A 22,857-nucleotide genomic window follows, 5' to 3' on the forward strand; every position below is an offset into this window, starting at 1 on the left:
ACCCTTCTGATAGGGGAGAACTCTGCCTACCGACATGGGCGAGGACCGCTGGCTGAGCAGACGAGCACTGCAGCAAGCCAACGCCAAACCCGCCCACGGACGCAGATGGAGTCCGTGGGCGGGTATGGCGTGCCGACGGCCTATACGAGCAGCGTCAGCGGGTTCTCGACTCGGCGCTTGAAGGCGGCGAGCCAGGTGGCGGCGAGGGCACCATCCATAACGCGGTGGTCGGCCGAGAGGGTGACGGTCATGACGGTGGCCGACTCGATTCCGGAGTCGGTCACCACGGGGCGCGGCGAGGCGGTGCCCACGGCGAGGATGCCCGAGTGCGGCGGGTTGATGATCGCCGCGAACTCCTCGACCCCATACATGCCGAGGTTCGACACCGAGAAGCTGCCGCCCTCGAGCTCGTGCTGTCGCAGCTTGCCGTCGCGCGCACGCCCCGCGAGCTCGCGGATCGTCGCGCTCAACGCGCTGATGCTCAGCTGCTCGACGCCGCGCACGACGGGCGTGAGCAGGCCTGCATCGATCGAGACCGCCACGGCGATGTCGACCGAGTCGAAGCGCTCGGTCGCGTCGTCGGTCCAGATCGCATTCGCCTCCGGAACCTCGACGAGTGCCCCCGCGACCGCCTTCATGATGAAGTCGTTCACCGAAATCTTCGTCTCGGTGTTCGCGGCATTCACGTGCTTGCGCAGCTCGAGCAGCGCATCGACCCGCACGTCGGCCTTGAGGTAATAGTGCGGCACCGTCGTCTTGCTCTCGGTAAGCCGCCGCGCAATCGCACGCCGCATGCCGGTGTGTGGGATGCGCGTCACGCCCTCGCGCTCGGGCTCGGGCGCGGGCGCAGGTGCTGGTGCCGGCGCAGTTGCCGCAGAACTAGTCGCAACAGGAGCTTCGGCCGCTGGCGCCTGAGCCGAAGCTAGCGCCCCTTCCACGTCGCGCCGAACAATTCGGCCGCCAGGGCCAGTGCCGGTAAGCGCTGCGATGTCGAGACCGCGTTCGCGTGCGAGACGACGCGCGATCGGGCTCGCGAACCGACGGATGTGGTCGCCCGGTTCGGCGTCTACCGCAGCCGTCCCTCCTCGCGATGCGTCGCCCGTCGAGCAGCTTGTTCCCGTCGCACACGAAGCCGCTGGTGCCGCAGATGCCGCAGGTGCCGCAGGTGCTGTGGCAACTGGTGGAACTGCGGTGTCAATCGCCGAGCCGTCAGCAGAAGCCCCGGCGTGTACGTGCATAGCCGCAGGGTTACCTGCGCCGGCGCCAGGACCGGCGGTCCCGGAACTCGCCACGTCGGCCTGCGCGCCAGCCGCGCCAGCACTGCCAGCCGCCGCGAGCGCATCCGCCGNACTCGCCGTCGCCCGCCAACACGGCGATGGGGGTACCAACATCCACGGTGTCGCCGATCTCGGCGAGAAAGCCCGCGACGGTGCCGCCCTCTTCGACGGCGTACTCGATGGTGGCCTTGTCGGTCTCGATGTCGGCGATCGGGTCGCCGGGGGCGAGCGTGTCGCCGACCGACACCATCCAGCCGGCAATCGCGGCCGACTCGGTGCCGGCGGAAATCTCGGGCATGCGGATGAGCACAGGCATTAGTTCGTCCCTCCGAATCCCGCGCACACGCGTTCGAGGCCAGCGACGACCTCTTCGGTTCGCGCGATCGCGGCACGCTCGAGCACCTTCGAGATGCTCGGGCTCGCTTCCTGGCCAGTGACGCGCTGCACGGGCTGGTCGAGGTAGTCAAAGAACCGGCGCTGAATCTCGTCGGCAAGCCAGCCGCCGTACGAGGTGCCCTCGCTGCCCTGCTCAACAATCAGCACGGCGTTGGTCTTGCGCACGCTCTCGCCGATGGTGTCCCAGTCGATCGAGGCGCGGTCGAGCCAGCGCAGGTCGATGAGCTCGCCGTCGATGCCAGTCTGCTCGATCGCCTCGAGCGAGTGATCGACCATCGAGAGGTAACTAATGACGGTCACGTCCTCGCCCGCTCGGCGCACGGCGGCGCGGCCCGGCGGCAACACATAGTCGAGGTCACCCTCGGGTACCCGGTCGGACTTCGCATACAGGTCAACGTGTTCGATGACGAGCACCGGATCCTCGAGCGCGAGCGCGGCGTTCATGAGGCCGACGTAATCGGCGGCGTTCGACGGCGCCACGATGCGCCACCCGGGCGAGGTCGCAAAGATACCCGCCGGGTCCATGAGGTGCTGCGAGCCATAGCCCGAGCCCATCGCGACCTTGGTGCGCAGCACGAGCGGCATCGACGAGTCGCCGCCGAACATGTGCCGCGCCTTGCCGATCTGGTTAAACACCTGGTCGGCAGCGACCCACATGAAGTCGGGGTACATGAACTCGACGACGGGGCGCAGCCGTCCATCGAGCGCGGCGCCGCCGCCAAGGCCAGCGAACGCGTTCTCGGAGATCGGGGTGCCGAGCACGCGCTCAGGCCAGCGCTTCGCGAGCCCCTTCGTCGCGCCGTTCGTTCCGCCGCTGAGCCGGTGCACGTCTTCGCCGAGCACGACGATGCGCTCGTCCTGCTCCATTCGACGCTCCATGGTCTGCGCGACGGCGTCGACGAACTTCACGTCGCGCCACTCGCCAGCATGCGCTGCGGGTTCGGCGACGGTCAGCCCGTCGAGCTCGCTCGCGTCGCCGCGCACGCCGACGTTCACAAAGTCGGTCTCGGGCCAGAGTTCGGGGCGGATGCGGTTGCGGCCAGCCTTGTCGGGGTGGGCTTCGATCAACTCGGCCGCCACGTCGTTCATCGCCGCCTGCGCATCCGCGCGCACCTGCGCAACCTCGGCGTCGGTGATGAGGCCAAGCGCGACCATCTCGCTCGCGACCTTCGTCAGCGGGTCGCGCTCGCGCCACTCGCGCTCCTCGTCCTTGCTGCGATAGCCGAAGGCGCTGCCCGGGTACGGGCCGTTCTGGTGGAAGAAGCGGTAGACCTCGGCCTCGACCACGACGGGGCCGTTGCCGGCGCGCATGTGCTCGATCGCCTCCTCCATCGCGAGGTGCACGGCGAGCGGATCCATGCCGTCGACGCGCCAGCCGGGCACCGAGAAGCCCTGGCCGCGGATCGACAGCCGGGTGTCCTTCGTGATCTCCGACACGTGCGTCGAGACCCCGTAGAGGTTGTTTTCGATGAAGAACCCAACCGGCAGCTCCCATGCGGCGGCGAGGTTCATCGACTCGAGGATCGAGCCGATCTGGCTCGCGCCGTCGCCAAAGTAGTTCACGGTGACGTCGCTCGTGCCCGCACGCTTCTGCGCGAACGCGTTGCCCGCGGCGAACGGGGCGCCGCCGCCGACGATCGCGTTCGTGCCGAGCGCGCCCGCCTCGAACCACTGCAGGTGCATCGAGCCACCGCGGCCGCGACAGTACCCCTGCGCCAGCCCGAGAATCTCGGCGAGCGTGCGCTGCAGCACGGTGCGCACATCCGCCGACACGAGCGCCCGCGGGTCGATCTGCCCGCCCGAAACGTGGGTCAGGGCCTTCGCGAGAAACTGGTGGTGCCCGCGGTGCGAGCCGCTCACCCCATCCGCCGAGCGCATGCCGACGATCGAGCCGACCGCGCCGCCCTCCTGGCCAATGCTCGAGTGCGCGGGGCCGTGCACGAGTCCCTCGCCAGCGAGCTCGAGCACCTTCTCTTCAAAGGCGCGGATGAGGTGCAGCTGGCTCAGCATCGTGCCGAGCAGTTTGGGGTCGGCCCGCTTCCAGTCAGCCGCGGTGGTGCTGAGCTGCACCCACGGGACGTTAGTTTCTAATTGGCGACGACGCGGCATCAGTATCTCCATTGATCGGCGGTTTGCCGGGTTGCGTGTAACACCACCACCCTAGATTGAATCCAATCGGGGCGCAATGCTGGTCAATTCGGTCGAATTTGCACTCTTTTGCCGCCAATCTCGCTAGAGTTGGATCCAGAAAGGACTACCAATGGCGCTTCCTGGCATGCACGGCACCGACCACATCGGCATCACCGTGCCCGATCTCGACGAGGCAGAGGACTTCTTCGTCCGCATCCTCGGCGGCACGCTCATCTACACGCTCGGCGGCAAGCGCGCCGACGACGACTGGATGCAGCGGCAGATCGGCGTGCACCCGCGCACCGCGATCGAAGAGATCCGCTTCATTCGCCTCGGCAACGGCAGCAACATCGAGCTGTTCAAGTATGACGCCGCCGACGGCCAGCGCCCGCAGCCGAGCAACAGCGACATCGGCGGCCACCATCTCGCGATCTACGTCGACGACCTCGACGCCGCCGTCGCCTACCTGCGCGCCGAAAACATCGAGGTCATGGGCGAGCCCGTCGCGAGCGCCGAGGCCGCCGCCGGACAGCGCTGGGTCTACTTCCGCAGCCCGTGGGGCATGCAGTTCGAGCTCGTCAGCTTCCCCGGCGGCAAGGCCTACGAGCGCGACGCCGCGGTCAAGCTCTGGCACCCGGCCAACTAGAGCAGCCGACGCACCGCAAACGGCCCGAGGTCGAACCGCCACCCGTCGACGCCCGGCTCGCGCCCATCCACCAGGTCAGTCACAATCTGCCCGGTCAGCGGCCCGAGCGAGAGCCCGTGCATGTTGTGCCCCGCGGCGACGATCACCTCGTCGCGCCCCGGCAGCCGGCCGAGCAGCGGCAGGCCGTCCGAGGTCATCGGGCGCGGGCCCATCCACTCGTCGGTGCGCGCGCCCCAGTCGGCGCCCGCGATCACCTGCGAAGCGAAGCCGGCGAGCACGTCGAAGCGGTCGGCGTTCGTGCGCTCGGGCATGCCGTCGAACTCCATCATGCCGACGATGCGCAGGCGGCCGTGCATCGGAATCGCGACGCAGTGCAGGTCCATCGAGTGCACGAGCGTCGCCGGCATCTGCTCGACCGGCACCGTGAAGCTGTAGCCCTTGCCCGCAGTGACGGATGCGGCGCAGAAGATGCCCGAGCGGCGCAGCAGCCCGGTGGTCCAGGCACCCGAGGCGAGCACGACGCGATCGCCGCGCACCTCGACCTCGCGCGCATCCTCATCCCGGCAGACGACGGATGCACCCGAGCCGAGCCGCACGGCCTCGAGACCCGTGCGCACCTCGGCCCCGAGTGCCTCGACCCGCGAGATCAGGCTCGCGACGAAGGTCACCGGGTCGAGCGAGAACTCGCCGGGCAGCATGAAGCCGTACTCGGTTTCGGGCGTGAGCGCGGGCTCGGCGGCCCGCAACGCGGCGCCCGAGAGCGGCTCGCTCGGCGCCTCGGCCCAGCCGCGCGCGGCGCGGTCGGCGTAGAGCGCGTGGGCCGCGAGCAGCGTGGGCTCGTCGCGCGCGGTCATGAGGTAGCCGGAGCCGCCGCCCGACGTGTCGACGCCGTCGGCCGCCATCGCCTCGAGGCTCGGCAGCATGTGCGGCAGGAACTGCGCGAGCGCGGCGTCGCCCTTCGCGCGCTGCTGCGGCAGCGACGAGGCGAGAAAGCCGAGGCCGAACCCCGCGAGCTGCGGCAGCTTGAGCGGTGCAATAGAGAGGTACGAGTTCGTCGAGAACAGCCCCGAAACGATGTCGCGCGCCGTGTTGCTCGAGGCGAGCGGCGCGACCATCTGCGGCGTGAGCTCGCCCGCGTTGCCGGTCGCGGCGCCGGCGCCGAGGTGGCTGCGCTCGACGATCGTCACGCGATGCCCGGCCCGCAGCAGCCAGTAGCTCGTGCAGAGCCCGATGAGCCCGCCACCGACGACCACCACGTGCCGAGTCATCTTCGTCACCTTTCCGGTTCGGGGATGCGCTGGGCTAGTTCCCCGGTCGGCGCACCGTGCTGAGATTGGCCACCACGATACCGAGGAACGCGAGCGGCACGCCGATGAGCACGAGGATGCTGACGTGGCCGGCCGCGAGGTCGAACAGCAGGGCGCCGATGAGCTGGCCCGCGACGACCGAGAGTGTGAGCAGGAAGACGCCGAGGTGCCGCACGACCGCGGCGACGACGATGAGGTAGAGCACGCCGAGCGCGCCGCCAACGTAGAGGTACCACTCGTCGGCGCCCGGCAGCGGTGCGAGCTGCACCCAGCCCACCGCCTGCGCGAGGACGGCGGCGATCGCGAGCACGACCGTGCCGACGAAGAAGTTCACGAGGCCGGGCGCGACCGCCTCGCCCGAGTGCACGTTGACGAGGCCGGTGACGGCCATCTGCAGCGAGATGCAGGCGCCGGCGAAGACGCCGAGCACGAGCAGCGGAATCTTCGCGGCCGTGAGCTCGGTGCCGAGGCCGATCGCGACGACCGCGATGGCGGTCAGGATCGCGCCGAGCACGCGGAACAGCGAGATGCCGCGTTTCGGGGCACCGAGAAACCCGGTGGCATCGACGAGCAGCGAGCCGAGTAGCTGCCCAAGCACCATCGAGGTCATGAACATCGCGACGCCAAGGGTCGGCACCGAGACACCCTGCGCGAGCACGAACACCGCGCCGAGCACTCCACCGCCCAGGCCGTACCAGGGCAGCTTGCGGGTACGCACGGCCTTGACGACCGCGAAGAGACCCCGGCGTGCGCTCGGCACGCACAGGGTGATGAGGATGAGCACGATGAGGCCGACGAGGAACGAAATCGTCGCGGCGTGCACGCCCGAAGCGACCGAGGCGCCGAGCGAGCCGTTGACGCGAGCCTGGGTCGCACTGCAGATTCCAACAACCACAGCGGTCAACATGAACACGATTCTTCGCGGGGTTGTCAATTCGCTCACTGTGTGAGCCTACTCTTCGGGTGCGTCCGTGAAGAATGGAATGCATGACCTCACCTACCTGCGTTGAATTCATCCATGCCGGTCCGCAGTCGCCGCGAGTTTGGGATCCGGTGATGGCGCAGCTGCCCGAATCCATCGACGCGGTGGCCCAGACCATCCCCGGCATCAGCGCGCCGGCGCCCGAGGGGTTCTCGCTCGATGCGGCCGCGCGGTGGGTGCTCGACGATCTCGCCGACCGCACCGACGAGGAGGGCGTGCTCGTCGGCATCTCGGTGGGGGCGCTCATCGCGATCCGCGCCGCCGCGCTCGAGCCCGGGCTGGTGAAGGGCCTCGTGCTCTCCGCGCCGTTCGCGCGCTCGCCCCGGGCGCTGCTGAAGATGCAGCGCACGATCTCGAGCGCCCTGCCCGAGCGCTACCTCGCGGGCCCGACGATCGAGGAGGGTGGCTCGGGCATTACGAAGCAGGACCTACTGTCGGTGCTCGACGGCATGTCGGGCCTCGACCTGCGGCCTGAGCTTTATCGCATCCAGTGCCCCGCCCTCGTACTCGTCGGCGGCAACGACCGCGCGAACCACAAGGGCTCGGGTGAGGTCGTCGAGTCGATGCAGGATGCGCAGCTGCAGATTGTGCCCGGCGAGGGCCATCTCTGGAACGAGACGAACCCGCAGCGCTTCGCCGCCGCGGTGAGCGGTTGGGTCGAGTCGCTCTAGGCCGTCGCCTCGGGGTGCTTGCGGATCGTCACCGCGAGCCCGACCGTGATCAGCGTGAGTACGCCGCCGATGATGAAGGGGTAGCGGCCCGCGTCAGCCACGTCGCCGAAAGCAGTCTGTGCGATACCGAACGCGGTGAGGAACAGCGCCGTGCCGATGGCGCCGGCGAGTTGCTGCCACGTGTTGAGGATCGCCGAACCGTGGCCGTACATGTCGCGCGGCAGCGAGCCGAGCGAGTGCGTCAGCAGCGCCGAGATGATGAGGGCCATGCCCGCGCTGAAGACGCAGTGGCAGAGGATGACGAACCACGCCTCGGTGCTGGCGCCGACGGTAGCGAGGCCCCACTGCCCGGCGGTGAGCAAGAGCGCGCCGGGAATCACAAGCACGGCGGGGCCCTTGCGGTCGTAGATGCGGCCGGCGATCGGCGCGATGATCGCCTGTGTGAGACCGCCCGGCAGCAGCGAGAGGCCGACTGCCGCGGTGCTCAGGCCGAGCCCGTTCTCGAGGTAGACCGGCAGCACGACGACCGTGCCAAGCATCGCGCCGAAGGTGATGCCGATAATGAGCAGGCTGCGCACGAACGTGCCGTCCTTGAGCGGGGCGAGGTTGAGCAGCGGCGCCGCCTGCCGGCGCACGAGCGACTGCTGCCGCACCGCGAAGACGCTCAGCGCGGCGAGACCGACGACGAGGGCGACGACCGGCACGAAGTCTCCCTCGCCGATCTCAGAGATGCCCGAGACGCCGTAGACGAAGCTGCCGAAGCCGACGACCGAGAGCAGGATCGACACGGCGTCGAGGCGACCGGCGGGCTGGCCCTTACCGGCCGGCAGCGCGATGCCGCCGCCGATGAGCGCNGCAGGGCGAACACCGCCATGCCCCAGAACAGGGCGTGCCAGGTGAAGGCGTCGATGACGAGGCCCGCGAGGGTGGGGCCGACCGCCGGGGCGACCGAGATGACGACGGTGTTGAGGCCCATGATCGAGCCGCGGTGCTCGGCCGGCACGAGCTGCAGGGTGGTGGTCATGAGCAGCGGCATGATCACCGCGGTGCCGAGCGCCTGCACGACGCGGGCGACGAGCATCGTCTCGAAGTTCGTCGCGAGCGCCGCGACGAGCGTGCCGANCCGAAGAGCACAATGGCGACGAGGAAGAGCATCTTCGTACTGAACCGCTGCATCAGGTAGCCGGTGAGCGGAATGCAGATGGCCATGGTGAGCAGGAAGCCCGTGGTGAACCAGCCGGCGGTGAGCGACGAGATCGAGAAGTCGGCCATGAGCGACGGCAGCGCGACGGTGAGCACCGTCTCGTTGAGGATCATAACGAACGCCGCGACCGCGAGCGTGCCGATGATGGCGACGAGTTTGCCCGTCGAAAGTGTGCGTGGCTGCGTCAGCGTCTGCGTCATGTTGTCGCCCTCTCATTTTTGCGAACGACCAAGTATGGCACACTGTGACACTCTGACGTAATATGCCAAGAGAGAAATTTTCGAAACACCCCGCAAACCGGAGCGTGACAAAATGACGACCATGGCCAACGACGGACGCTCGCTCAACGATCGCCGTCGCGCGCAAACGAGCGACGAGATTCACCGGGCAGCAATGGTGCTGTTCGAGCGACAGGGCGTCGAGGCCACGACGGTCGCCGAGATCGCCGAAGCAGCGGGCATCTCGGCCCGCACGTTCTTCCGGTACTTCGACAACAAAGAGCACGCCGGAATCCCCGGCCAGCTCAACTTTCACCGGCGCATCGAGCAGTTCACCCCCACCGACGGGTCGCCGAGCGACGTGTTGCAGCAGATTGAGGGGATGCTCGAGGCAGAGATCCGCGAATCTGCCGAGCAAAGTCAAGACTCAACCCGGGTGGCACTGCTCTTCGCGAGCGAGCCCTCCATTCTCGAGGAGGCGGCCGGGCAATTGCAGCGCACGTCGAAGGTGCTGCAGGCGATCGTGCTCGAGCACTGCCCCTCACTGAAGAGGTCGGTGACGCTCATCATCACCGACCTCGCCATGACGACCTGGCACACGAGCTGGGAGGCGCTCGGGCAGCGGTACGAGGCGGGCGAAACGATCACGCCCCTCGACAACTACCGCGAGCACTGCGCCATGCTGCGCGAGATCGTGCAGTAACTACTGCAGGGTGGGCCTACGGAGTGGGCTCGACGTCGAGGACGACCTCGAACTCAAGCAGGTTCGCACCGCTCGCAACGGGCTTGCCGTGCTCGCCCGAGTGCGCGGCACGAGCATCCCCGTCGCGCCACGCGACGAACGACTCCTCGTCTTCCCACTCGGTCACGACGAAGTAGCGCGTCTCGCCGGCGGTCGGGCGCAGCAGCTTGAAGCCGCGGAATCCCGGCGACGTCTCGACGGTGCCGGCGCGCTCGGCGAAGCGGCGCTCGAGTTCGGGGCCCGCCTGCTCCGGCACGTCAATGGCATTGATCTTCACGATAGGCATGCCCCGAAGCCTAGCCCTACTCCCCCGCAAAAATGATGCGGTGCCAGTCCTTCTTCGCCACCGCGGTGATGTCCTGAATCACGTGCTTCACGTTCGTGTACTCCTCGAGCGAGTACGCCGACATGTCCTTGCCGTAGCCCGAGGCCTTGTAGCCGCCGTGGGGCATCTCGGAGATGATCGGAATGTGGTCGTTGATCCACACGCAGCCCGCGTCGATCTCGCGCGAGGCGCGGTTCGCGCGGTAGACGTTGCTCGTCCAGGCGGATGCGGCGAGGCCGTAGGGCGTGTCGTTCGCGAGGTCGATCGCCTCGTCGTCGCTTGAGAACGGCAGCACCACGAGCACGGGGCCGAAGACCTCGTCCTGCACGATTTCGGAATCCTGGGCCGCACCAGTGATCAGCGTCGGCTCATAAAAGTAGCCGGCAGCCTCGGGCACGTGACCGCCGCGCACGACCGTGGCGCCAGCATCCACCGCCCGCTCGACCATCGCGGCGACCTTCTGCTGGTGGCCGCGCGACGAGAGCGGGCCGAGGTCGGTCTGCTCGTCGTCGGGGGTGCCGAGCTTGACCGTGTCGATGACGGCGGCGGTCTTCGCGACGAACTCGTCGATGACCGACTCGTGTACGTAGGCGCGAGTCGCGGCGGTGCAGTCCTGGCCGGTGTTGATGCACGAGGCGGCGACCGCGCCGTTCGCGGCGGCGTCGAGGTCGGCGTCGTCAAACACGACGAACGGGGCCTTTCCGCCGAGCTCGAGGTGGAGGCGCTTGCCGGGGATCGTCGACGCAATCGAGCGGCCGACCTCGGTCGAGCCGGTGAACGACACCATGTTCACCTCGGGGTGCGTCGTGAGGTGCGTGCCGACCGAGCGGCCGCCGCCGGTGACGATGTTGATGACTCCGGCGGGGATGCCCGCTCGGGCCGCCGACTCGGCAAACAGCAGGGAGGTGAGCGGGGTGATCTCGGCGGGCTTGAGCACGATCGTGTTGCCTGCCGCGACGGCGGGCAGGATCTTCCAGGCCGCCATCTGCAGCGGGTAGTTCCACGGCGCGNCGAGCCGACGACGCCGATCGCCTCGCGGCGGATCGACGAGGTGTGGTCGGCCGAGTACTCGGCCTGCGCCTTGCCCTCGAGCTGGCGGGCGGCGCCCGCGTAGAAGGCGACGTTGTCGATCGAGCCGGCCACGTCGAAGAGTGTCGTGAGTTTGAACGGCTTGCCACACTGGCGCGACTCCCAGCGCGCGAGCTCGCCCTCGTGCTCGCGCAGGTCGCGCACCCAGGCGTGCATGAGGTCGCTGCGCTCGCCCGGCGTGCGGCGCGACCAGTCGGCGAAGGCGCGACGCGCGGCCGCGACCGCCGCATCCACCTGCTCAGCCGAGGCCTCGGCCTGCTCGACAATCACCTCGTCGAGGGCGGGGTCGCGCACCTCGACGCGGCGCTCGCCGGCGCCGGTCACGTACTCGCCATCGATCCAGTTGAGTGGCTGCTGCCAGGTCAATTCAGCGATCTTGGACATCTCGTATCACTCTTTCAAAGCTTCGGTACCCCTATCTCACCAGATCGATTCCGGCGCGGTCATGACAATCTGGCAACTGGAGCCACGAGATTCGACAATGCCGACAGTTTGCCGGAGCACGGGCCCCCGTAGCGTCCATGACAGACCCGATGAAAGGACTCTCATGACGAACCTCCCGGTTGTTCCGCACTGGATCGGTGGCAAGGAAGTCACCCCCGAAGGCAGCCGCACCGCCCCCGTGTTCGACCCGGCGCTCGGCGAAGAGACGAAGCGCGTCGTGCTCGCGGAGCAGACCGACGTGGACGTCGCCGTGAAGAGCGCGCACGAGGCCTACCACTCGTGGCGCGACGTGTCGCTCGCGAAGCGCACTTCGATCATCTTCAAGTTCCGCGAGCTGCTCGACTCACGCAAGGGCGAGCTCGCCGAGATCATCACCGCCGAGCACGGCAAGGTACTCGACGATGCTCTCGGCGAGATCTCGCGCGGCCAGGAGGTCGTCGAGTACGCATGCGGCATCACCGCACACCTGCGCGGCCACTTTTCCGAGCAGATTTCGACCGGCTTCGACATCCACTCGGTGCACCAGCCGGTCGGTGTCGCGGCGATCATCTCGCCCTTCAACTTCCCCGCCATGGTGCCGATGTGGTTCTTCCCCATCGCCATCGCCGCGGGTAACGCCGTGATCCTCAAGCCCTCCGAGAAGGATCCTTCAGCGGCGATCTGGATCGCGAAGCTCTGGCAGGAGGCCGGCCTGCCCGACGGCGTCTTCACCGTACTGAACGGCGACAAGGTTGCGGTTGACGGCCTGCTCACGCACCCGCAGGTCGACGCCGTCTCATTCGTCGGCTCGACCCCGATCGCGCGCTACGTCTACGAGACCGGCACCGCCCACGGCAAGCGCGTGCAGGCGCTCGGCGGCGCCAAGAACCACATGCTCGTGCTGCCCGACGCCGACCTCGACCTCGNTCGCCGACTCGGCAATCAATGCCGGCTTCGGCTCGGCGGGCGAGCGCTGCATGGCGATCTCGGTCGTCGTCGCGGTCGAGCCCGTCGCCGACGAGCTCATCGAGAAGATCACCGAACGCATGGGCAAGCTGCGCGTGGGCGATGGCCGTCGCGGCTGCGACATGGGCCCGCTCGTGACGCAGGCGCACCGCGACAAGGTCGCCGGCTACATCGATGTCGCACTCGAGGATGGCGCCGACGTCGTTGTCGACGGCCGCGGCATCGAGGTCGATGGCGAGGCCGGCGGCTTCTGGCTCGGCCCGACGCTCATCGACAAGGTACCCACGAGCTCGCGCGTCTACACCGAGGAGATCTTCGGCCCAGTGCTCTCCATCGTGCGCGTCGCCTCGTTCGACGAGGGCGTCGACCTCATCAATAACGGTGCGTTTGGCAACGGCACCGCCGTGTTCACGAACGACGGTGGCGCGGCCCGCCGCTTCCAGCGCGAGATCGAGGTCGGCATGATCGGTGTCAACGTGCCGATTCCCGTGCCGATCGCGACCTACTCGTTCGGCGGCTGGAAGGAGTCGCTGTTCGGCGACACCAAGGCTCACGGCGCCGAGGGAGTGCGCTTCTTCACCCGCCAGAAGGCGATCACGACTCGCTGGCTCGACCCGAGCCACGGCGGCATCAACCTCGGCTTCCCCAAGAACGACTAGGGACACCACCCAAAGTGAGTCGAATTTACGGNTTTCCCGCTTCCGATAGACGTATTCCTGACCGGAGCACAGCAACTGTTGGGGAGACAGTCATGGAGCTCGGTTCAGTCGCGGAATGGGTCGCGGTTCTCGCCGCGTTCATCGCCGGAATCTTCGCGTTCACGGCATGGAGATCGGCGCAAAGCCAGGCGCAGAGTGCGTCGGAGCAGCTCAACATCGAACTCACTCGCGAGAAAGAGCGTCACACCTTAGAGACCCGGCACCAGGCGTCCCTGATCTCAGTGTGGGGAGTGAAGGATCCGTCTGGCCCAACCACGAAGTACGGCTTCCACTTCGAGAACGGTTCGACCGCCACGGTCTTCGAAGTGAAGGCCAAAGTTCGCAAGCTCGACGGCACCGAGCTGACCCCCATCAGGCTGCGCCAGCTACCGCCCGGCCCGTACGAGGTCTGGGACGACGAAAGTACAAGTGGGGCAACCTCTGCCCGACGAGTCCGTCCGCGCCTGCCTATGAGGTGCCGAGGAACGGTAAAGAGCCGGTCCAAAGCGTCACTTTCACCGACGCCCAGGGCAACCGGTGGCTCCGCGACGCGTCATGGGCCCTCACCCAGCTGTAGGCGTAGGGCCCGCCAGCTGCAGCGCCAGCCAGAGCTGCGCGCGGGCCGAGAAGTCCTCGAGGTCGTAGCCCGTGGCGGCGGCCGCGGCCGCGACTCGCGCCCGCAGGGTGTGGCGGTGGATGCCGAGCTCGCGTGCCGCCGGATCCCACGCGCAATTGTGGGCGAACCAGGCGCGCAGGGCGGCGAGCAGCTCATCGGCGTCGTCGCGATCGCGCAGCTCCGCGAGCATCCGGGCCGCGAGCAGCCGCCCCTGCTCGGCATCGAGCCAGGCGAGCAGCCCGTGCTCGGCGAGCTTGTCGAACTCGACGACCTCGCCGGCGCGGGCCGCGCGCTGCAGGGCGTGCCGCGCATCCTGGTAGCCCTGCGCGATGTCGGCAACGTCGACCGCGGTGGAGACGCCGGCCGTGAGTTCCTCGCGGGCGAGCGGCTCGGGCAGCTCGGCGTCGGCGGGCACGACGAGCAGCAGCTCGTCACGGTGGCGCGCGAACGTGAGGTCGTTGGCTGCTGCGAGCAACTCGAGTTCGTCGAGCACGCGCGTCCACTCGGTTACGCCACGGGCGACGATGACCCGCACGCGGCCCACCGGCACCCAGGTACCAAGGTCGCGCAGCGCGTCGCCCGCCGCGGCCGTCGCGCCGGCGAGATAGAGCTCGGCGACGCCGGTGCGCAGGCTGCGGCGCGCACTGTCGAGCACGCGCGACTGCTCGATCGCAATCGAGGCGATGCCGACGACGCTCGCGAGCAGCTGCGCGCCTGCGGCGTCGAGCGGCGCGCCCGAGCCAATCGCCAGCACACCGCGCAAGCGGTCGGGCTGGCCGATCGTGTGCAGCGTCACGCTGTGCTCGGCTGAGGCGAGGCGGGCCGCGGCGCGCCGGCGGCCGCGCAGCTGGCCTGCCACGGCATCCGCGAGCTCGGCCTCGAGTTCGGGCGGCACGGGGCGCCCCAGCTGCACCTGCACGCGCCGGCCGAGTGCGTCGTAGAGCGCGACCCAGCTGTCGAGCTGCGCCGAGAGCTCGCGCAGGGTGGCGGCGAGGCCGTCGGGTCGCAGGGTCGCGCGAGCGATCGCGCGCTGCGCCCGGTTCGACCACTCGAGGCGCTCGTTGCGCTCGGCAGCGATCGCGTCGGCGACGGTACGCGAGATGCGGATGAACGGGGTCGACGAGGGCACGATGAACAGCGGGAGCTCGTGCTCGAGGCTCGCGTCGATGACCTCGGCCGGCACGCGGGCGTGCGCGACGTTCACTGCGAAGCCCAGCCCGACGATGCCCGCGTCGCGCAGGCGCCGCACGTACTCGCGCGCGTACTCGGTCTCGGCGGCCGCGTCGTGCTGGCGGCCGAACTGCGTGCCGTCGGTGAGCAGCAGCTGCCCCGCCTCGAGCCAGGGCGAGGGATGCTCGAGGTTCGACGAGTGCGCCCACGACACCCTCTCGTCGAGCTGTTCGTCGCGTACCTCGAGCGGCCGGGCCAGGCGCAGGCCAAGCGCGGAGTGGGCCAGGAGTGTTCGCAGCGTCATCACCACCCCGCCAGCGTAGCCGACGCACGGTGCGGATCTGTCTACGAGCATCCGTCATGTTCGACAGAACGGCACTCGCCACCAGGCAGCGGGGGCACAATGCTGGGAGCAGACCACCCCACCGTCAAAGGAGCCGACGTGACCGACACCACCCTCACCAGCCTGAGCAACGCCGAGGTCGCCAAGTACGACACCTCGCACGTGTTCCACTCCTGGTCGGCCCAGGGCAAGCTCGCCCCGCTGCCGATCAAGACCGCGCACGGCTCGACGGTGGTCGACTTTGAGGGCAACGAGTACCTCGACCTCTCGAGCCAGCTCGTGTTCACGAACCTCGGGCACCAGCACCCGCGCGTCGTCGAGGCGATTAAGCAGCAGGCGGATGAGCTGCTCACGATCGCGCCGGCGCACGCGAACCAGACTCGCGCGCGGGCGGCCGAGCTCANTCCTCGAGCACGCCCCCGAAAACATGGACCGCGTCTTCTTCACGAACGGCGGCGCCGACGCAAACGAGAACGCGATTCGCCTCGCCCGCCAGGTGACCGGCCGCGACAAGGTGCTCTCGCGCTACCGCTCATACCACGGCAACACCGGCGCCGCGATCGTCGCGACCGGCGACTGGCGCCGCCAGCCGAACGAGTACGCCACCGGCCACGTGCACTTCTTCGGCCCCTACCTCTACCGCAGCGAGTTCTGGGCCGAGACCGAGGAGCAGGAGTGCGAGCGCGCCCTGCAGCACCTCGACTCGGTGATTCGCCACGAGGGCCCGACCACGATCGCCGCGATTCTGCTCGAGTCGNTCCCCGGCACCGCCGGCATCATGGTGCCGCCGGCGGGCTACCTGCAGGGCGTGCGCGAGCTCGCCGACCGCTACGGCATCGTGCTCATCGCCGACGAGGTCATGGCCGGCTTCGGCCGCGCCGGCGAATGGTTCGCGTTTCAGGCCCAGGGCATCACGCCCGACCTCATCACCTTCGCGAAGGGCGTCAACTCGGGCTACGTACCCCTCGGCGGCGTCATCATCTCGAAGGAGATCGCGGCGGCGTTCGACGAGCGCGTGTTCCCCGGCGGCCTCACCTACTCGGGCCACCCGCTCGCGACCGCGGCCGCGGTGGCAACCATCGAGACGATGACCGACGAGGGCGTCGTCGAGCACGCCCGCGAGCTCGGCACCGACGTGATCGGCCCGCGCCTGCGCGAGCTCGCCAAGGAGCTCGACGTGATCGGCGAGGTGCGCGGCACCGGCGTGTTCTGGGCGATCGAGCTCGTGTCGGACGCGGCGGCGCGCACCCCCGTCGCGGCCGAGTACATGGGCCGCGTCAAGGCAGCGCTCGTCGCGCGTGGCGTGATTCCGTTCACGAGCGATAACCGCATCCACATCGTGCCGCCGTGCACAATCTCGTCCGAGGATCTGAACCGTGGCCTCGACGTCGTCGCCGAGGTGCTGCGCAGCGAGGCTGTCAGCTAGTTCTGCTCGTGCTGCCGTTAATCATGAGCTCGCGCCCCGAAGTGTTATGGGCAGTCCGATCCGGTCCAGGGACATCGGGACTTGTCGAATGATGGGGGCGCTAAGTGACTCTTGATGAAACGACGGTTCGCGTCCCAGTTGCTATCAAGGACATTCGCGACGGTAAAGATGGAGACTTGCGAGACTCCTGCAGTCTTCAGCGCGCTGGCCACTCCTTGCGCATGCGAACCTGTTACCCAGGAGTCATCGACAAGAAGCACATGATCAGGGACCTCAGCTGATGTATCCACCTTCCAGAATTCTGGATGCAGCGCTCGGTCGGATCGCGAAGACCCGGTGAAGTCAATGTGGATCTCTCGTGCGCCAGCACGAGCTATCCGTTGGACGAGGTCGTGAAGCACAGCACGCCCCCGCGTGGAGGGAACTACTGCCCAGCCCTGGACGCCGGCGCCAACAAGAGCGGACAAGCACTGAGTGTGTCCCTTGAGCCCCAGCGCCAACAGGGCCGCCATCTGGAGCTTGATGCTCGGTCCTGCAGCTAGCGTCTTATAGTTCCGCACCAGGAGATAGGACTGCGAGTCCGGCTTGCTCGCGTAGATCAGGGACCCTACTCTGTCGGCGAGTGGGTGGCCACTCTCCGCGTGCTTTGTGCAATGAACACATCGCGCGTATGACGAGCTCACTGGACTACCGCAGACGTCGCAGGTATGCCCCGGATCACGAATCGTGCTTTGAAGATAACTACCGGCCGTCAGCTCCAACTGGTCAGCGACCGCCTGGACGTTCTCAGGCAGGTCACGGCTCATGAGGCGAGCAGTGCGCCGAGCGCGTTATTGAGACGATCTGGGGCTGATCGGATACTCCGCACTGCGTCCTGCATTTCGGCGAGGTTACTCACCACGGAGACGTGAGGGGCAGCTGCGAGAGCGCGACCCCACTGGGTGGACTCCACTACGTCGCTCGTGAGGATAACCGGGCGCCCATGCTCGCCGGCGAGACGAGCCTGGATGCGCGTACCGGAGTGTTCGCCCGCCTCGATCACGATCGTCGCCAGTCCATAGCCGGACATAGAGGCATTTCGCATCGGAAAACTACTCTTCGTCGGCGGGGCGTCCGGGTAAAACTGCGAGAGCACCAAGCCTCGCTGAGCAATTTCCTCTTGCAGGGCCGCGTTCTTCGCCGGATAACGTCGTGAAATCCCGGTGCCGATGAAGGCAACCGTACGTCCGCCGGCGTCCAGAGCCGCGCGGTGCGCCGCGGTGTCGATTCCTTCGGCCAGGCCTGCGATTACCGTCAAGCCTTCGCTGACCAAGAACTCTGCGGTGGCCTGAGCGAAGGCTCGACCGCGCTCGGTGATGGCGCGGGAGCCGACAACTGACATCCCATCGTCATCCGCTCGGAGATCCCCCTCATAGAATAGGAAGGGCGGCATCTCGCGAATATCCCGAAGGCGCCGGGGGTAGTCCGAGTCGAGAACCGTAGTGAGCCGGTAGCCCGCTGCGGACCATGCAGCTAGGTCTGCAGCGCTTGTGCTCAGCTCTGCATCGACCGCAGGGTTCGGGATAAGCGCGTCATCTTCTTCTCGCAGGATGGCGAGCGCGCTTCCTTCGGCTGCAACTTCGAACGCAATCGAACCCCAGCTGCGCCCCTTCGGGCGCGAACGCAAGAGGGCAAGAAGCGCAGCTGCTTCATTCTCGTAAGTGTTCGTCCCCACAGGTCAACGCCGCCTCTCCAAGGTCTGCACGAGCGCCCCACCTAGATGCCGTCTTCCCGCAACGGTAACCGAAGCCACTGACACCAGATGCGTCACCAGCCTGGTGAGCGCCAGTTGCGTATCCCACCGTAGTGGAATGAAATCCAGCCCACTCCAGACAACTGGGCGGGCTGAACGATTGGCTCAAGGCTACTCGATGACGTCGAACGTTGGGAGTGCGCGAACGAGCTCTTGCGTGCGCATTGAGACGGTCACAAGCGAGGCGATGAGGTCGACTACGTAGCGCGGATTCTCGTGTTCGCGTAGCCAGTCGTTCGGATCGTTCACGATGCCCGAGGCCTTGTCCTGCTTGACCTGGTAGCGATCGATGATCCACTCGAGCGGGCTGCGGCCGCCGATCTTGTAGTCGTTCGCGGCTTCGGGAATGCCGGTGATCGTGAGGTAGTCGTTGTACTTTAGCCCGGCGCGGCTCGTACGCTTCGTCCACGACAACTTCTTGATTCGGTACAACTCGTAGGGGTCGTCGGGCGTCGAGACGGCAAGCTCCGACTCGAGCCCGTCCCACGCCGGCACGTTTTCATAGTCCAAGTGCAGTTCGGCAAGTTTGCGACCGATGCGCACATACTCCGCGAAGCCGCGGCAACGCGGGATGTGCGGCAACAGCTTCTTGAGGTCGGCCTCGTACCGTTCGCGGTACTCGCCATGGTGCAGCAGCGCGTAGACGTAGTAGAAGATGTCGTCCTTAGACAGCTCCGGCGCTTCGTCGGCGTACGCCGAACGGTAGGCAGCGAGCGTCTCGTCGGTGATGTTGTCGACCCGACGGTAGCCGTCGACCTCCACGGCTTCGTCGGATGCGCCGAGCAGGTCGAGGTTGAAGCCACCGTCATCGGCACTGACTGGTTCCCAGGTGTAGCGGGCGAAGACTTGCGAGTCACCAGTCGTGTGCAGGTCAGGCAGAAGTTCAACCATGAAACCACCCGATTCCTTACGGGAGTCGGAGTTGATCAGGATCGCCACGTTCTCATGAGCCGGTGTCGGCCAGAGTCGGGGGAGCTGATAGATCATGTCGTTCATGGGACGGTCGAAGTAGACCCACTGGCGTGTAAATGGTCGGTACGTACCGAGTCGCACGGCATCTGGTCGATACTCATGCAGGCGCTGGCGCCGAGCGTCTGACCTTAAGCTTCGGTTCCAGTTGATCTGCGCTGCAGAATCAACTGATGTGTCGCCTGAAACAAAGCGGTTGTAATTGGCAATCATTCGAGCCATGTTCGACTCGACAGCACTGCGCGAGTAGTTGTAGCACCACGCGTCTCTATTGGTCTTCAGACCAGCTGAAGCGACATCGAAGACTGATCCGGCCATCTTCGACCCAATTGCCTGGAACGTCGTGAACCGTTCGTCGCGCTGGTTGATCCAGTCGCCCTGTTCGTTCGGCGTGATCTCGGTGAACGTGGTGCGCTCGACGCTCCCATCGTCAACGAGGCGCTGCAGCTTCTCTTCGCGGGTGAGGTAGTCGCCAATGTCGCAGTAGTGCACCCGGGCGGGCTCAGAACTGTTGCTTGACTTCACGAGAAGCGTGATCGCGACTCCCGTGCGACTGCCCGAGCCGAATACCTTGCCGCCTTCCTTTCGCGACAACTCTCCCTGCGTTCGCTGGTTGCCTCGCAGGTTGAATACGAAGATGTCGTCGAACTCGTCGGCCCAGGTGAGCCGCACGCCGTCGGCGGTGTTGCCGTCGACAAAGCCGCTATTCGAGACGAAAGCGACGATGCCGCGACCATCGCTGTCGTCGCGTTGGCCGGTGATGCGGTCGGTCGCCCACCGAAGTGCTCGGTAATACGAGTCGTAGAGTCCGTTCTTATTCTGTGCGGTCGACTTCGCGGCGTACGTCGCGCGAATGCGCCCATCCACGCCCGGATACTTCGCATTCTGGTTATTGTCGTTCGCGCTCGACTGCCCGACTGAGTACGGCGGGTTCATCACGATCACGTTGATCGACGAGTCGAGCTGCCCCGCGATGCGCTTCGAGTTTGCGGGGAACACATCGCCCGCGACCCGGTTCTCGCGGTCGTACATCGCGAACGTGTCGACGAGCGAGATCCCCGGGAACCCGACGTCGCCCTCGGGTTCGACCCCCGCGTCGGCCAACACCTGCCGGAACACGGCTTCGATGTTCACCGCCGCGATGTAGTAGCTCAACAACACAATTTCGTTCGCGAACAACTCGTGCCGGTACTTGCACTCGAGGTCTTCGGGCCGAATCAGCCCGATCTGCAGCAGGCGCGTCAGGAACGTGCCGGTGCCCGTGAATGGGTCGAGCACGGTCACGCCCTCGTCCGAAAGTGATTTACCGAACACGCTGCGCGCGAGCACGTCGGCCGAACGCAGAATGTAATCGACCACCTCGACCGGCGTAAACACGATGCCCATGCGGTCGCGCAGCTTCGGGAACGCCTGCGAGAAGAACCGGTCGTAGAGCGTCACGAGCATCTGCTGCTTCGCCGACACATTGTCGAGCCCGCGGATTCGGCTCGTGACCTTCGCATAAAACGCCTCGAGTGGCACGAGTTCTTTCGCGAAGGCGTCATTCTCGCTGAACTGCGCAATCACCTTATCGAGTGCCCGCGAGACCGGGTTCTCGGCTGAGAACTCGCTTTCGGGGAACATCGCGTCGAAGATCGGACGAGTGATCATGTGCTGGGCGAGCATCTCGATCGCCTCGTCGCGTTCGACTTCGGGGTTGACGGTTTGGGTCAGGGCCTTCACGAACCTCTGGAAGGGTCGCGGGTCGGTCTCGGGCGCATCGAGGTGGGCAGTGATGAGCGTGATGAAGCGCCCAGCAATCTCGTTGATGTCGTGCGCCCAGTCATCCCAGTACATGCGGTCGCCGACCTGCTTGACGAGCTTCGCATAGACCGAGTCCTTCCATGCCGCGTCGCACGCGCCACCGAGACCGGGCAGCGTAGTGAGCCCGTTGCTCGGTGCGCACACGGTAGCGCCGCCCGCATCATCACCGCTGTCTTCGCTCGCGTGCTCGCCGATCGTGTTCTCGGCACCCTGACGCGGCTTCGGGGTCAGATCAATTGTCTGCACGACGATCGTCTCTGGCGCCTTGCCGCTGATCGGCATCTGGTTGATCGCCGCATCGAGCCGCTCATCGTGTGCGCGCAGGGCCTGCAGCACCTGCCAGACCACCTTGTAGCGCTCGTTCTCGCCCAGCGCCTGCTCGGGCGTCACCCCGGCCGGAATCGCGATCGGCAGAATGATGTAGCCGAACTGCTTGCCCTCGGCGCGACGCATGACGCGGCCAACTGCCTGCACGACGTCGACCTGCGACTTGCGCGGGCTCAGGAACAGCACCGCGTCGAGGCTCGGCACATCGACGCCCTCGCTGAGACAGCGCGCGTTCGTGAGCACGCGTGCGATCGGTCGCCCCTGTCGGTCGGTCTTGACGTCCTCCTTCAGCCAGTCGAGTCGTTCCTGGCGTTCTACCGACCGCATTGTGCCGTCGACGTGCAGCACCTGTACCGTGAGGTCGTCGGTCGGGTCGTCATTGTCGATGTCGGATAGGTGATCTTCGACGAGCGACTGGAACTCGTTCGCGATGCGCGTCGACGCCTTAATGTCTTTCGCGAACGCGACCGCGCGGCGCATCGGCGCGGTGTCGCCACCAAAGCCATCGGCGAGCTCGCCAGACTGTCGCTTCGCCATACCATTCCAACAACCGACGAGCTTCGCAACATCGGTGATCGGCAGCTCATAAGTGGTGTCGGCAAGCTGCGCCTGGAACGACGTCGCAATCTGGTCTTCGGCGACCCCGAGCACAATCACCTTGTAATCGGTCAGCAAGTTCTGCTCGACAGCCTGGCCGAACGACAAGCGGTAGAGCTCCTCGCCGTAGAGCTCTGTGTCGTCCATCGATACCAGCTCGGCGTCTTTCTCGCGGGCCGTGTTCTTCACATTGTCGTTAAAGATGCGCGGTGTCGCGGTCATGTACACGCGTCGCTCGGCATCGATGTAGTCGTTGTCGTGCACACGCACGAACGCCGATTCGTCCTCGTCGGTGAGCGTGACCCCGGTGGTGCGATGGGCCTCGTCGCAAATGACGAGGTCGAAGCGTTCGAGCCCGAGTTGTTGCGCCTCGTGCACCGCCTGAATCGACTGGTAGGTCGAGAAGACCACCGTCATACCTTCGGCGCCGGCGGCGTGGTGGTCATACTCGCGGGCGAGCACCCTGCCGTCGGTGGTGGCCGGCACCGGCAACTCGTCGAGGCGCACGCTCGTAATGTCGCCGGTCTTCTGGCGCCCGATCGTCTCGTCTGAGCCAACTACGAATGCCGTGAACTCAACCTCGGGGTCGTGCTCCTTCGACCACTCTTCGAGGGTCTGCTGCAGCAACGCGAGCGAGGGCACGAGGAAGAGGATGTTCGCGGTGCCGTGGCTCAGGTCACGCGTCACCCGCTCAGCGAGCTTCAGCGCCGTGAATGTCTTACCTGTGCCACAGGCCATGA

Annotated in this window: 16 protein-coding genes and 4 pseudogenes; 5 read left to right on the plus strand and 15 right to left on the minus strand. The window is 66.8% G+C overall.

Features of this window, described 5'->3' with window-relative positions; all coding sequences use genetic code 11:
* Positions 1 to 140 precede the first annotated feature (140 nt).
* From ID132_RS13685 to ID132_RS05260, 4 genes and pseudogenes are all read right to left on the minus strand, one after another.
* Positions 141 to 818, minus strand: coding sequence for a 2-oxo acid dehydrogenase subunit E2 (locus ID132_RS13685; protein WP_328743689.1), 678 nt, complete (start codon positions 816 to 818; stop codon positions 141 to 143).
* 162 nt (positions 819 to 980) lie between these two features.
* Positions 981 to 1,238: pseudogene (locus ID132_RS15170) on the minus strand (E3 binding domain-containing protein); the annotation flags it as partial.
* A 10-nt stretch (positions 1,239 to 1,248) separates the two neighbouring features.
* Entirely contained in the window at positions 1,249 to 1,593 is a 345-nt protein-coding gene (locus ID132_RS05255; RefSeq protein ID WP_193128035.1) for a biotin/lipoyl-containing protein, read from the minus strand.
* A complete protein-coding gene (locus tag ID132_RS05260) occupies positions 1,593 to 3,782 on the minus strand; it encodes an alpha-ketoacid dehydrogenase subunit alpha/beta (RefSeq protein ID WP_193128036.1) in 2,190 nt (729 codons plus the stop codon). The genes ID132_RS05255 and ID132_RS05260 overlap by 1 nt, the downstream gene beginning before the upstream one ends.
* 151 nt (positions 3,783 to 3,933) lie before the next feature.
* Here ID132_RS05260 and ID132_RS05265 point away from each other — a divergent pair, with 151 nt between their 5' ends.
* Positions 3,934 to 4,449: a VOC family protein gene (locus tag ID132_RS05265; RefSeq protein ID WP_193128037.1), complete on the plus strand. Its 516-nt coding sequence runs from the start codon at positions 3,934 to 3,936 to the stop codon at positions 4,447 to 4,449.
* Here the strand turns inward: ID132_RS05265 and ID132_RS05270 are convergent.
* Positions 4,446 to 5,717 (minus strand): NAD(P)/FAD-dependent oxidoreductase, encoded by a 1,272-nt coding sequence (locus ID132_RS05270; RefSeq protein ID WP_193128038.1) that lies wholly within the window; start codon positions 5,715 to 5,717, stop codon positions 4,446 to 4,448. The two genes, ID132_RS05265 and ID132_RS05270, sit on opposite strands and share 4 nt — an antisense overlap.
* Positions 5,718 to 5,751: 34 nt before the next feature.
* Positions 5,752 to 6,663 (minus strand): DMT family transporter, encoded by a 912-nt coding sequence (locus tag ID132_RS05275; protein ID WP_193128039.1) that lies wholly within the window; start codon positions 6,661 to 6,663, stop codon positions 5,752 to 5,754.
* Between the two features lie 80 nt (positions 6,664 to 6,743).
* Between ID132_RS05275 and ID132_RS05280 the strand changes: the two genes are divergently transcribed.
* The gene (locus ID132_RS05280) at positions 6,744 to 7,409 is read left to right on the plus strand and encodes an alpha/beta fold hydrolase (RefSeq protein ID WP_164509796.1); all 666 of its coding nucleotides are present in this window, start codon (positions 6,744 to 6,746) and stop codon (positions 7,407 to 7,409) included.
* Here ID132_RS05280 and ID132_RS05285 read toward each other — a convergent pair.
* The 3 genes from ID132_RS05285 to ID132_RS14350 form a co-directional block, all read right to left on the minus strand.
* Complete coding sequence (locus tag ID132_RS05285; RefSeq protein WP_413229353.1) at positions 7,406 to 8,191, minus strand: MFS transporter; 786 nt, start codon at positions 8,189 to 8,191, stop codon at positions 7,406 to 7,408. The genes ID132_RS05280 and ID132_RS05285 overlap by 4 nt on opposite strands.
* A complete protein-coding gene (locus ID132_RS15175) occupies positions 8,074 to 8,490 on the minus strand; it encodes an MFS transporter (RefSeq protein ID WP_413229349.1) in 417 nt (138 codons plus the stop codon). Before ID132_RS15175 ends, ID132_RS05285 begins: the two co-directional genes overlap by 118 nt.
* Positions 8,448 to 8,813, minus strand: coding sequence for an MFS transporter (locus tag ID132_RS14350; RefSeq protein ID WP_193128041.1), 366 nt, complete (start codon positions 8,811 to 8,813; stop codon positions 8,448 to 8,450). The genes ID132_RS15175 and ID132_RS14350 overlap by 43 nt, the downstream gene beginning before the upstream one ends.
* Positions 8,814 to 8,925: 112 nt before the next feature.
* Here ID132_RS14350 and ID132_RS05295 point away from each other — a divergent pair, with 112 nt between their 5' ends.
* Positions 8,926 to 9,534: a TetR/AcrR family transcriptional regulator gene (locus ID132_RS05295; RefSeq protein WP_193128042.1), complete on the plus strand. Its 609-nt coding sequence runs from the start codon at positions 8,926 to 8,928 to the stop codon at positions 9,532 to 9,534.
* 16 nt (positions 9,535 to 9,550) lie between these two features.
* Here the strand turns inward: ID132_RS05295 and ID132_RS05300 are convergent, their stop codons facing one another.
* From ID132_RS05300 to ID132_RS14715, 3 genes and pseudogenes are all read right to left on the minus strand, one after another.
* Entirely contained in the window at positions 9,551 to 9,859 is a 309-nt protein-coding gene (locus ID132_RS05300; protein WP_193128043.1) for an antibiotic biosynthesis monooxygenase family protein, read from the minus strand.
* 16 nt (positions 9,860 to 9,875) lie between these two features.
* Positions 9,876 to 10,883, minus strand: coding sequence for an aldehyde dehydrogenase family protein (locus ID132_RS05305; RefSeq protein WP_328743690.1), 1,008 nt, complete (start codon positions 10,881 to 10,883; stop codon positions 9,876 to 9,878).
* Between the two features lie 89 nt (positions 10,884 to 10,972).
* A pseudogene (locus ID132_RS14715) lies at positions 10,973 to 11,371 on the minus strand (aldehyde dehydrogenase family protein); the annotation flags it as partial.
* A 163-nt stretch (positions 11,372 to 11,534) separates the two neighbouring features.
* On the opposite strand from ID132_RS14715, the pseudogene ID132_RS05310 reads away from it, so the two are divergent.
* Positions 11,535 to 13,035, plus strand: a pseudogene (locus tag ID132_RS05310) (CoA-acylating methylmalonate-semialdehyde dehydrogenase).
* 602 nt (positions 13,036 to 13,637) lie between these two features.
* Here ID132_RS05310 and ID132_RS05315 read toward each other — a convergent pair.
* Positions 13,638 to 15,164 (minus strand): PucR family transcriptional regulator, encoded by a 1,527-nt coding sequence (locus ID132_RS05315; RefSeq protein WP_193128044.1) that lies wholly within the window; start codon positions 15,162 to 15,164, stop codon positions 13,638 to 13,640.
* Positions 15,165 to 15,263: 99 nt separating this feature from the next.
* Here ID132_RS05315 and ID132_RS05320 point away from each other — a divergent pair.
* Positions 15,264 to 16,629 (plus strand): annotated as a pseudogene (locus tag ID132_RS05320) (aminotransferase class III-fold pyridoxal phosphate-dependent enzyme).
* A gap of 802 nt (positions 16,630 to 17,431) precedes the next feature.
* On the opposite strand, the gene ID132_RS05325 reads toward ID132_RS05320, so the two are convergent.
* Together ID132_RS05325 and ID132_RS05330 are read right to left on the minus strand one after the other, a co-directional pair.
* Complete coding sequence (locus tag ID132_RS05325) at positions 17,432 to 18,343, minus strand: DNA-processing protein DprA (protein WP_125107532.1); 912 nt, start codon at positions 18,341 to 18,343, stop codon at positions 17,432 to 17,434.
* A 189-nt stretch (positions 18,344 to 18,532) separates the two neighbouring features.
* A complete protein-coding gene (locus tag ID132_RS05330) occupies positions 18,533 to 22,855 on the minus strand; it encodes a type ISP restriction/modification enzyme (protein WP_193128045.1) in 4,323 nt (1,440 codons plus the stop codon).
* Between the last annotated feature and the right edge of the window lie 2 nt (positions 22,856 to 22,857).

Origin of the sequence: Gulosibacter sediminis (assembly GCF_014904065.1) — a bacterium.
Lineage (GTDB): Bacteria > Actinomycetota > Actinomycetes > Actinomycetales > Microbacteriaceae > Gulosibacter > Gulosibacter sediminis.